Source organism: Synechococcus sp. R6-7 (genome assembly GCF_047461695.1).
Lineage (GTDB): Bacteria > Cyanobacteriota > Cyanobacteriia > Thermostichales > Thermostichaceae > Thermostichus.
Genome location: NZ_JANSHS010000280.1, coordinates 1 through 11,820, shown reverse-complemented (window position 1 = coordinate 11,820; position 11,820 = coordinate 1). Strand labels below are relative to the sequence as shown.

General features: G+C 60.1%; 6 protein-coding genes. 2 read left to right on the top strand and 4 right to left on the bottom strand.

The window, feature by feature from the left end; translation table 11 throughout:
* From NW815_RS08775 to NW815_RS08760, 4 genes are all read right to left on the bottom strand, one after another.
* A partial coding sequence (locus NW815_RS08775) for a cysteine desulfurase family protein (protein WP_414415914.1) occupies positions 1 to 1,228 on the bottom strand: 1,228 nt, incomplete at its 3' end.
* Positions 1,229 to 1,348: 120 nt separating this feature from the next.
* Positions 1,349 to 2,659, bottom strand: coding sequence for a rod shape-determining protein RodA (gene rodA, locus NW815_RS08770; protein ID WP_414389631.1), 1,311 nt, complete (start codon positions 2,657 to 2,659; stop codon positions 1,349 to 1,351).
* Between the two features lie 90 nt (positions 2,660 to 2,749).
* Positions 2,750 to 7,414 (bottom strand): NINE protein, encoded by a 4,665-nt coding sequence (locus NW815_RS08765; RefSeq protein ID WP_414415913.1) that lies wholly within the window; start codon positions 7,412 to 7,414, stop codon positions 2,750 to 2,752.
* Between the two features lie 154 nt (positions 7,415 to 7,568).
* A complete protein-coding gene (locus NW815_RS08760) occupies positions 7,569 to 9,083 on the bottom strand; it encodes an ABC transporter ATP-binding protein (RefSeq protein ID WP_414389575.1) in 1,515 nt (504 codons plus the stop codon).
* A 133-nt stretch (positions 9,084 to 9,216) separates the two neighbouring features.
* On the opposite strand from NW815_RS08760, the gene NW815_RS08755 reads away from it, so the two are divergent.
* Positions 9,217 to 10,215, top strand: coding sequence for a ribose-phosphate pyrophosphokinase (locus tag NW815_RS08755; RefSeq protein WP_011433256.1), 999 nt, complete (start codon positions 9,217 to 9,219; stop codon positions 10,213 to 10,215).
* Positions 10,216 to 10,493: 278 nt separating this feature from the next.
* A partial coding sequence (locus NW815_RS08750) for a PAS domain S-box protein (RefSeq protein ID WP_414415912.1) occupies positions 10,494 to 11,820 on the top strand: 1,327 nt, incomplete at its 3' end.

Sequence of the window (11,820 nt, the reverse complement as noted above, 5' to 3'; positions counted from 1 at the left end):
GTGCGGGCCTCCAGCCCGAAAATTTGGTGACGGGGATCGACAACGGCGATTGAGTTGCCGCATTCCCCAAGGCTACGGATTTGGAGATGGAGGCAAGCTCCGTTTGTAGACATCGGGCCACATACTCAACCGCAGCGTAGGTGGTGGCTTTGCCAAGGCTAAGGCGAATGGATCCCAGCGCCTCGGCTTCTGAGTGGCCCATGGCCAAGAGGATGCGGCTGGGGATCAGTTGGCCGCTGCTACAGGCGGAGCCGGCGCTAATGGCGATCCCCTGGCGGCTTAGGGCCCTGACCAGCACATTCCCCGGGATCCCTGCGGCGCAGTAGCTGAGGTGGTGGGGCAGGCGCTGCTCCAAACGGACGGGGCCGGTCAGCCGCAAACCGGGCACCTCCGCTAGCAACTGGGCCAAATGCCGTTGCAATTGCCGCAGGCGGGCCGTTTCTTGAGATAGCTCTTGGGCCGCCAAAGCTGCCGCCACTCCCAAGCCGACAATGCCCGGGATCCCTTGGGTGCCAGCCCGCAGCCGCCGTTCTTGCCCACCCCCCCGCAGCAGCGGTCGCAGCTCCACCCCTGGGCGCACGTACAGCGCCCCCACCCCCTGGGGCCCGTAGAGTTTATGCCCGGAAAGGGAGAGCAGATCCACCGGCAGTTGCGCCAGATCCAGCGGGATCCGCCCCACCGTCTGCACAGCGTCGGTGTGGAAGAGCACCCCCGCCTGGCGACAGATCTGACCCAGCTCTGCAATGGGCTGCAGGGATCCCACCTCATTTTGGCCGTGGACGATGGAGACCAAAACGGTATTGGGTTGCAGCGCCTGGATCAAAGTCTGGGGATCCACCTGGCCGGCGGCGTTCACCAGCAGACGGGTGACCTGCCAGCCTTGGGACTGCAACTGGCGGGCAGCATTCTCCACCGAGGCGTGCTCGACGCTGGAGATGATGAGATGTTGGGGAGTAGAGTAGCGCTGGGCCACCCCAAACAGGGCCAGGTTGTTGGACTCCGTCCCGCCTGAGGTAAACAGCAGCGCCTCCGGCTCACAGTTAAGCAGCTCGGCCACCTGCTGCCGCGCCCGCTCCATGGCCATGGCGGCCCGTTCTCCCCACCCGTGCAAGCTGGAGGGGTTGCCCCAGCTTTCCTGCATCGCCATCTGCATGGCCTCGATCACCTCAGGCCGAGGCGGGGTGGTGGCGCTGTGGTCAAAGTAGAGGGCAGGATCCAAACGCAACATGCCAGCTCGACCAGCCGGGGCTCCGTGTTCCTATCTTAAGATCCTTGGCCAGTGTTGCCCAACGCTGGCAGCAGCTTCCCCTTGTTGAGGCCAAACCCGCTGGAGGCAAATTGAGCCTGCCTACTTGAAAAGACTAGTACGCTGGCGGTGCATCACCACCGATTCCACCAAGCCAATGGCCAGAAAATTGGTCAGTAGAGCCGAGCGGCCATAACTTAGAAAAGGCAAAGGCAAGCCGGTAATCGGGGCCAGGCCGATGGTCATGCTGATGTTCACCACCGCCTGAAAGAGGATCATCGCCAGCACCCCAATGGCAATCAGGGATCCAAAATTGTCCTTGGCCCCTTGGGCAATCCAGATCAGCCGCGCACACAGGATCCAGAACAGGATCAGCACCGTCAGGGTGCCCACAAAGCCCATCTCTTCCCCAATGGCGGAGAAAATAAAATCCGTGTGCTGTTCGGGGATGAAGTCCAGCTGGGTTTGGGTGCCCTGCTGGATGCCCTGTCCCCAGAGGCCGCCGGCTCCGATGGCAATGCGGGATTGAATGAGGTGATAGCCGGCTCCCCAGGGCTCTTGCATGGGATCGATAAAAATCTCCAGCCGCCGCCGCTGATAGGGCTTGAGAAGGTGCCAAGCTAGCTGACCCAACTGCCCCGAGAGCAGGTTGATTACCCCAAAAGTTACGGCCCCCGTCCACTGCCAGGGGAGACGCCAAGCAGCCAACCCCGCCATTCCCAGACACCAGAGCAGCCAAACCCAAAGCATCCAGCTCAGCTCTGGGCGAGTGTGTAAGCCATAGAGAATGGCTCCCACCCCCGGCGACAGGAGCAAGAGGATCCAACTGCCCTTGGCTCCGGCCCAGTAGAGCATGACCAGGACAATCACCACAAACACCAGGGCAGTGCCCAGGTTGGGCTGCAGGAAAATCAAGATCCAGGGAGGAGCAATGACGGCAACGGCCACCCAAATCTGGCTGAAGTACTTGATCGGCCAGTGGTGCAGGAGAGCAGCCAGGGTAACAATTACCCCCAGCTTGGCAAACTCAGAAGGCTGCACCTGAAAGCCAGCGATGGAGAGCCAGCGCTCCGCCCCTCCCCCCGCCGTGCCGAAAAAGAGCACTGCAATTAAACCTGCCAAGGTCAGGAAGTAGGTGAACCAGTGCCAGCGCAAAAGCCGCTCATACGGGATCCGGGCTACCATTCCCAAAAACACCAGGCTGATCCCGGCCATGATCAACTGCTGTACCCAGTAGTGGCTGATGGGACGCTCCCAGACTGCGCTGCGGATGGCAAGAATGCCGATGCCTGTCAAGGCCAGCACCGTGGCCAGCAACATGCCATCGAACTCGCGCCAAGGAGCCAAGATCTGCCGCAGAAGCTTTTTCCACCTAGGCTGAGAAGACACCTTTGGGTCAACGTTGCCCAGCAATAGACCCCATCCTCCAAAGCAAGGCCAGCACCAGTTTGACATGCCCCTTGCCCCACTGGCTCACTCTCGACCCCTCTCCCACGGGGGGAGCTATTCCCAGCTCTGCAGTTGCCCTAGCCAAGCGGAGAGGCGGGATCCCACCTCTTCTCGACGCCCTTCAAGATTGGCTGCCGTCCAAATCAGAAGCAGGCCCAGCAGGATCCCAGTGGCCCAGAGCAGCAGCGCATCAGTTGTTACCAACAGCCATCCCTGCCGCAGGATCCCCAGCCCAAAGGCCAGCGTGCCCACGAAGAGATAGGCTCTTACCCGCAAGGCCAAGCCCAGCAGACCCAAGGCCAAACCCAACCCTACCGGCCAAAAGCCCGTCCACCGTTGCCCGTGGGTTTCCACCAGCACCACCAGCAGCCATGTGCCCAAGGAAACCAGCCGCAGCCAATGCCGCCCCCGCCGTCCGTTGGTTTCCTGTAATCCCGGATCCACCTGGGCCACATAGAGCAGGGATCCCACCAGGGGCAGGGCATAGAACGTCAGGGAAGCCCAATCCTGATGCCAGCCGTAACTCCACAGGATCCAGTTGCTCAAGAACAGGCTGACATAGCCCAGGCGCACTTGGGATCTCCAGATAGCCAGCAGGGCATAGTAGGTTGCCCCCAGCAGCAGATTAAGGGTGTTATTTCCTCCCGCGGTTACCAGAAAAGCGGCCAGGGGCAGCACCAAGGCTGTATTCTGCCAAGGATCCGACGGCCAGCCCCACCCTCGCCAGGGCAAGCCATGGTAAACCAGCCCCAGCCCACAGAGCAGGGATCCGGCCCACCGCGCTATGGATAGCTGTGGCAGCCCCAGGAACACACTGCCCAGCAGAACCCCAGCTCCTTGCCATGCACTGAGGTAACCCCAGACCGTTGGCACCCAATTTTGCTCTGTTGGAGATTCTAGAGTTGAGGTTCTCGCCTGTCCGGCGGCATAGGCCACCAGGCCGGATCCCGTCAGCACCCAGAGCCCCTTCCCCCAAGGGCTGAGAGCGAAACTCCAAAGGGCGAGGCTGGCCAAGCCCCAGTTGCCGGCACCTATCCGCTGCAGCCAGGCCGCTTTCAGCCGCAGGGTCGCCACCAGCCAAGATGGACAGAGGCAGTAGCCCACTGCCAAGAGCAGCCCTAGCAAAGCTGTCAGCACCGCCGCTTCGTCCTCCCAGAATTCCCCAGTTTGCTGGCCGAGAAAGTAGACCCAGCTCTCGTAGGCCGCCAGCGATATTCCGAAAGCTCCCAGGATCCCCTTCCGGTTGGTAGGAGGAGGGCCTTCCTGTTCGCGACAGGGGTGCTGCTCCGGTGACTGTCGGCGCCCCACGCCCAGCAGCACGATGGAGAGACCTAAGCTGCCCAGACCTGTCAGCTCGCTCCATTCGAGTTCGAGATGGGATCCCAGCCAGCCCAAGCCGGCATAGATCAGCGGCGCTGTCCCCCAGCAACTCAGAGCCTTGACCCGCTGCAGGAGTTGTCCCCCTGAGGACTCCGTCCCACCAGCGCGATCGGGCCGCTCAAAGAGGAGTTTCTCCGGCCCAATCCAAAAGAGGATCCCCAGGCTTAGATTGATGACGGCAAGCAGAGGGGCAACAGGACGGGATCCCTGTACCACCCACAAGAGGCTGCTGGCCACCAACAGCTCCAAAGCCCAGATCAGCCCATAGGACAGCCCCTCCATTACAGACCATGAGATGGCCGACGAAGCCTCCTGACCGCTGCCGCCAGTTGAGACATCCTCCGCCCTGGAAGGAGACGGGCTTTCGCTCTCCAAGCCAGCAGGATGGACACCGCCGTCGCGATAAAAAGCGGGAGCCACTTCCACCCAAAGCCGCAAAACAATGGCCACCAGGACAGTCCCAGAGGCCAGGGTCAGAGCCACTGGGGAATCCAGGTACTTTCCACCACCGATGCGACCTGCTTCTGGCTGCAATGTCTGCAACGTTAGGGAAAGTAAAAGTACGATCCCCAGCAGAAAGCCAAAGCCATCCAGCACCGGTCGGTAAGCTGCCCGAAGGCGGGGAGAGAGGTAGTGGAACGGAGTCCCTAGGCTGTAGCGACAGCCGCTAGTGCTCCGCACCGCTGTCGCGAACAACAGCAGCACCCCCAAGGCCGTCAGCCATTCTGACTCCGTTAAAGCGGGGAACAGCCGATGGATTCCCACCAGACCGAACCCCCAGCCAAACGTCACTGTCAACAGCACCTCTGCTGGAACAACTGCGTTGGCGGTGTGGAGCTCATGGTCGGCGGAGGGGAAAGAGGCCCACACCCACACCTGAGTGGCCATCAGCAGCAACCCCAAGCCCAGACCCAGAAACTCAACCCCCGGCCTTCCAAAGGTGAGTAACTGGGCCAGCAAAAGGGAGAGAACTGCCGGGAAACGCAAAGACCCGCGCTCCGGGATCCCCTGCTGCCAGGAAAGGGATCCCAATCCCCCTTGCTCTAGGCTCTGCAGCCAGCGGGGCATGAACTCCAGGGGGGGCAGGGCCAATACCTGAGCTGCCGTCAAAACAAGAGGCACCAGCAGCCACAGCCAGCCAAAGGATTGTTCACCCGTCGCAGACAACTCGGGGAGCCGTTGCAGCAAAAACGCCAAGTAGCTGGATCCCACCAACACCGACCCTATGCCATCTGCACTTCGCTGCCACAGCCCCACGGGCAATCCCCAAAAGCGCCCTGACCCACCCAGAGCCACCCGCCCTGCCCATTCCAATAGGCCCACCAGCAGCAGAACCACTCCCCAACTGGACAGGCTAGTGCTCCGCACCGCTGGCGCGAACAAGTCGGGCAAAAGCCAGCGGATCCCGGCCAGCAGTGCCCCCACTCCGTAGGCGTGGGTCAGGAGTACCCAAAGAAAGTTGGGAGTTTCTCCTGATCTGGACTTTTGTTGTAGCCACCAGGCCAGGATCCCGGCGCTCAAAAGCAAGTGCCAAAAGCGAATGGCCGGATAGGGAAGGCTCAAGAGCAGCAGGGATCCCCCTAGCCCCAAAACCAAGCGCTCTGTTGGTTCCACCAGCCCAGAAAAGTCTGTCTCGCCGGCTTCTGGAGTGCTCCTCTGCCAGCGGGCCGCCAACCCCAACCACAGCACCTCGTAGGGCAGTAGCACCAACCCCAGCAATCCCCAGGGGGAATCAAGGGGCTGAAACCAGTTGATCACTGTAGCCACAACTGCTTGCCGCCAGCTTGGGGGCCACACCTGCCAAAAAGCCCAGCAAGTTTCCAGGCCCAGCAAGAACAGCAACGTCAAATGCACCCTAAGGACTTCGTCCCGCTGGGGCGACTGGGTGTGTCGGCGCAGACGCCCGGTTAGAACATGGATCCCCAGCAGGCTAATCCCCAGCAACTGCCAGCCGCTGAAAGGGCTCTCCGCCAAGCCAATGGCAGCCAGCAGCCAGCCCACCACCAACAGCACCCAGCTCCCCTCCCACCAGCGGGAGAGCGTCCCCTCCTGAGCGCCTTCTGCTACGATGTGCGGGGATCCCTGGGGCCATTCCGCTGCTAGCCAACCCAACAGGGCCACCGCCAACCCCAACTGCGGCACTTGGACATGCCCAGACAGCAGCCCCCGTAGGATTAACAGGGATCCGGCAGCCCCGATTAGCCAGATCTTGGAGCCCCGTAATTCCTGAGACCGGCGGCTCCAGGTGTAAATCACGGTGCTGAGGATCCCCAGATACAGGATCCCCAGGACAAAAGCAGGGCGAAGCTCCTGCGGCCCCAAGCTCCAGAAAGCGTGCAAGCCAGAGAGGGCCAAAAAGTTCACCAAGGTTCCGTAAAAGGCATTGGGCTCCACACCGCTGTCGCGAAAGCCGGCACCTGAACCCAGCGAGCGCACCCGACCCTCAGCCGTCAACGGGATCCCCAGCAGCAAGCCCAGCGCCAGGATGCGGATCCCCCAAAGGATCCCCAGCCCATCCAGGGCCCACACGTTCACCGGCACCAGCAGCAGGGCAATAGCCTCCAAGGTTTGACCGGTTAGACGCAGCCCTTCCTGCCGTTGGATCCATCCAGCACCTACCCCAAAAGCCGCCGTATAGGCCAAGAGCACCCCATACTGAGCAGTTGGAGAAAATTGCTCCCAGTGGCTGGCCGCCAGCACCCCCGAGGACACCACCACCAAAAACAGGCCCAGCAGCAACAGCCAAGCCACGCTCAGCTCTGACAGCAAGTTCCGCAGCAAAACAGCCAGCGCCGGGGTAGGGGGGGGCAAGGACTCCGTCCGAGTAGCGCGAGTGGATTGAGGGGCAGCTTGGGGCTCTTCTCCCCCCTCGACCGCAGGTTCCTCAACCCCAGATCCGGCCAGGCGAGCATTTCTTTCTCGCACCATCCCTGGGATCCAAATCAAATCCAGGAGCTGACCGATCCCCAGCAGCCCAAAGGTCAACAGCCAGAGCAAACCCGTCCGCCAGCGGCCCAGATAAAAACGGTGCAGGCCACAGATGCCAAACAAACCCAAAATCCAGAGCACGTAGGCCGAGCCAAGACGAGCCGGGATCTCGTCGCTGGGGGAAACTGCCGCTGACCTTGGTTCCTCCCCCTCTAGCCGATACTGCTCCACCAGCAAGCGAAAGTGCTCTGGAGTCAGCAAGCTCAGCTCCAGCCAGGCCCGCAAACCCTGCAAGACTTGCTGCCGGGATCCCCGAACGGTGAGCTGCAAAAGGACGTCGTCCGAGGAGCGCGAACGGTCAGATTGCGGCTCCTCTGTTCCTGAGGGCGGAGCGCGATCCTGGGATCCCATGGCCAGATTCCTTGAGCAAAAGGCTTGGGGCTACTGCTACTCTAAGCCTTGCTCTAGCCGGTTGCCATGCCGTTCTCAAATCCTTCTCCTGCTGCGGCAAAGCGAAAGAGCTACGCACCGCTGACGCGACCGCTAGAGGGCTTCGATTAGCCCTCTAAACCTCAGTCGGGATCCCTGGAATCTCGCTGCTGTTGGTGACGGGGAGTGTCATCATCTGCCCCAGCCGCGAAACGGTGAGCTCCGCCGCCGGAATGGGTTCCGAGACCTGTCCGCCGCTGAACACCATCACTCGGTCGCTGTACTGCAGGATCTCGTCCAAATCTGCAGAGGCAAAAAGAATAGCCGTACCCGTTTGGGTGCGTTCCAGCAATTGCCCCCAGACCCACAGCGCCGACTCAATGTCCAACCCTCGCGTTGGGTGCTCCATCAGCAAAAGACTCAGGGGTGTGGGCAAGAGAGCCAACTGGCTGCGCTGCTGGTTGCCCCCCGAGAGTTGCTCCACCCGGCTGTAGGGGTGACCGCGAATGCTGAAGTGTTCAATGGCCGCTTGGGCCTGTTGACGGGCCAGAGCCCAGTTGATCCAGGGATCCTGCTGCTGGAGGGCAAAATGCTCCTGCAAGGTTAAGCCGGGGATCAGCCCTTCCCGCAGCCGATCCGCCGGAGAAAACCCCACCCCACAGCGCAGATAGTCGCCGTAAGGACGGCCTGTCATCTCCTGCCCCCCCAACAGAATCCGGCCACGCCTGGGCGGCAACAACCCTGCACAGGTGAGCAGGAAAGAGCGTTGCCCACTGCCTTCCAAACCGGCCAACCCAATCACTTCCCCCGGCTGCACCGCCAGATCTGGCAAAGCCAAGGCAAACGGCTCATGCCGCACCACCAGGGAGCGCAACTCCAACAGGGGATCCGCCCTCCTTTGCGGAGAATGGGGCCGAGCCGGGGGTGCCAACTCCCGCCCGAACATCCAATCGATCAACCGCTGTTCCAGCAGGGCAATGTCCTCACCTCTAACAGGCAGCTCCCCCACCACCTCCCCCTGCCGCATCACCGTCACCCGATCGCAAAGGCACTCCACATCGGCCAGCTTGTGGGAGACGAAGATCACCGATTTGCCCTGCTCCGCCAACCTTCTCAGAGCCGCGAACAGAAGATCTTTTTGCGCTGCAGAAATGCCCGTCGTTGGCTCATCCAAAATCAAGGTGTTGATCCCCAGGGAAAGCAACCGCAGCATTTCCAGTTGTTGCCGTTCCCCCACCGTCAAACTGCCGATGGCTCCATCGGGGTTGAGATTGAAACCAAACTCTTCACAGGCTTTCTCGAGACGTCTTCGGCTTTCCCGCAGCCCCAAACCCAAGCGCCCCCGCTGCCCGGCAATAAAGTTTTCCAGCACCGTCAGAGAAGGAAAATCCAAGGGATCCTGGTGCAACATGCCAATGCCCAGGCGAATGGCTGCTGCAGGGCTGTCGATGCGAACCGGTTGCCCATCGATCCAAATCTCCCCCTGATCGCAGCGCAGAAAGCCGCTCAGGATCTTAACTAAGGTACTTTTGCCGGCCCCATTCTCCCCAAGCAGGCCGTGGATTGTGCCCGCCTCCACCCGCAAGGACACATCGCGGTTCGCCTGTACCGCCCCAAAACGCTTGTGGATGTGCAGCAGCTCGACCTTCATCTTGACTATGGTAACTTGCTCCCCCCAAACTCAAAATCCGGAAGAATACACTTGCTGAGGTTGCAAGCGCCAGTGCTACGATAGCGGCAGCTCGCCGTCAGGCGTTGGCTACGGACGAGTTCAGCATCGATCTGTGGTTCGCCCTGCCCCTCTTCTCCGCCCTTCCCCCCTGCCACCCATCTCGGATAGCAACCGCCTCAAAATCTTCTCAGGCAGCGCTAACCCGGCTCTGGCTCAAGAGGTGGCGCGTTACTTGGGCATGGATCTGGGCCCGATGTTGCGCAAGCGCTTTGCCGATGGCGAGCTGTACATCCAAATTCAGGAGTCGATTCGGGGTGCCGATGTCTACTTGGTGCAGCCCACTTGCCGCCCCGTCAACGACCACCTGATGGAACTGCTGGTGATCATCGATGCCTGTCGCCGCGCCTCTGCCCGGCAGATCACCGCTGTCTTGCCCTACTACGGCTACGCTCGTGCCGACCGCAAAACGGCAGGACGAGAAGCGATCACCGCCAAGCTGGTGGCCAACATGATCACCCAGGCAGGGGCCCATCGCGTGCTGGCCATGGATCTGCACTCGGCTCAGATTCAAGGCTACTTCGACATTCCCCTCGACCACGTCTACGCCCAGCCGGTATTACAGGCTTACCTCAAGGAAAAGGGCTTGCTCGACGAAGACATTGTGGTCGTCTCTCCCGATGTGGGGGGTGTGGCTCGTGCCCGTGCCTTTGCCAAAAAACTCAAGGAAGCCCCTCTGGCAATCATTGACAAGCGCCGCCAAGCCCACAACGATGTGGAAGTCATGAATCTGATTGGGGATGTGCGGGGGAAAACTGCCATCCTTGTGGATGACATGATCGATACCGCAGGCACCATCTCGGAAGGGGCAAAATTGCTGCGCAAGCTGGGGGCCAAGGCGGTTTACGCCTGCGCCATTCACCCTGTTTTTTCTGAGCCGGCCATTCAACGCCTGCGGGGTGGTCTATTTGAAGAGGTGATCGTCACCAACACCATCCCTATCCCTCCAGAGCAGCACTTTCCCGAGTTAACCGTTCTCTCGGTAGCCAATGTGCTGGGGGAAGCGATCTGGCGCATCCATGAAGATAGCTCCGTCAGCAGCATGTTTCACTAAAGTAAGTTTCAAAGTAAGTTTCTCCAGAGTATCGCTAGAGTAGAGTGGGTGCAGGGTGGGTGCGCCTGCTCCTTTTCCCTGTGGAGATCAGCCCAACCAGGCACCCCCGATCTGTCGTGATGGACTGGGTTGAGCCAGCTCCTCGGCCAGGTTTTCCCATGTCACCTCCCATTTCTCGCTCGCCAAGATCCGTTGTGCACGGTTTTGCTTTCCCGCGGACTGCTCCCAGGGAAGGGCAGTCCCTTCAAACCGAACTGGGTACAGCGCTGTACCCGCTGTTGCAATTACTGGGTCAACTGCTGAAAGTGCCCTTGGTCTATCTGGAACTGGATCAGCCGGGATCGGATCCCCACTCGTCTTCAAAAGGGATCCTCTACCGGGATCCGCAAGGGATCCCAGCCGGAGAACCTTTCAACCCCGATGTCGGCTCTGAGCAATGGCCTTTTCATGAGTCCTTTCTCTTGCAAACTGAGCAGGGGATCCGGTTGGCCGATCTGCACCTGCTCGACTGCCACCCTCGCCAACTGAGTTCCTTTGAACGGGAACAGATTGACCTCGTTGCCCTCAGCCTGAAGCAAATCCTTCTCCAGGCCCAGGAGCATCGGCAAACCCTCGAGCAGCTCCAATCCCAACTGCAGGACAGCCGCAGCACTGCTGCCCGCTACCAGCAGATCTTCGAGAACGCCGTCGAAGGCATTTTTCAAACCACCCTAGAGGGCAAATATCTGGTTGCCAACCCGGCCTTGGCCCATATTTTCGGCTACGAATCCCCTGAGGATTTGATGCACAACGTCTCCGATATTGGCACCCAAATCTATAGCGATCCGGAGCAACGAGCCGAATTCATCCAGCGCATGCTGAGAGAAGGTCAAGTTGTGAATTTTGAACACCAAGTCTGCTGCAAAGATGGCAGGCTAATTTGGATTTCTTTAAATGCCCGTACCATCTACAACGACCAAGGGGATCCCCTCTATTTTGAAGGATTTGTTACTGACATCACAGCATCCCGTCAACTTAAAGAACGACAACAACAATTGGAAGAAGCCCGCCGAGAGAGCGAGCATCGTTTTCTGCAACTGGCAGAGAATACGCAGCAACTGTTTTGGATCACAACACTCTACAGCAAAGAGCTGATCTACGTCAGCCCAGCCTGCGAAGCCCTTTGGGGCCTTTCCGCCGAAGAGGCTTACGCCAACCCCCAAGCCTGGATGCGCCAGATCCACCCCGACGATCGCTGGTTGTTCCCCACCATCCTCAAAGCCCAATCGGAGGGCAAATCCACCGATGTCGTCTTCCGCATTTATCACACTGATGGCCGCCTGATTTGGCTGCGAGAACGCACCTTTCCCATCGCCGACAAAGAGGGCAAAATCTATCGGGTGGCAGGGATCGTCGAAGACATCACTGAGTCCAAGCAACTGGAAGCCGAACGGCGTCGTATAGAGCAAGCCTGGCAACAAAGCGCCAACCATTTTCGGCAGATTTTTGAGCTGGCCCCCAATGGAATTGCCCTTGTGGACTTGCAGGGGCGATTTATCCAGGTCAACGATGCCTTTGCCCAGATTGTCGGCTACACCCCCGAAGAATTGAAACATCGGCAACAAC

Bases quoted from the DNA above. Each gene is read 5' to 3' on its own strand.
- NW815_RS08765 (WP_414415913.1), bottom strand. From the start codon at position 7,414: ATGGGATCCCAGGATCGCGCTCCGCCCTCAGGAACAGAGGAGCCGCAA.
- NW815_RS08760 (WP_414389575.1), bottom strand. From the start codon at position 9,083: ATGAAGGTCGAGCTGCTGCACATCCACAAGCGTTTTGGGGCGGTACAG.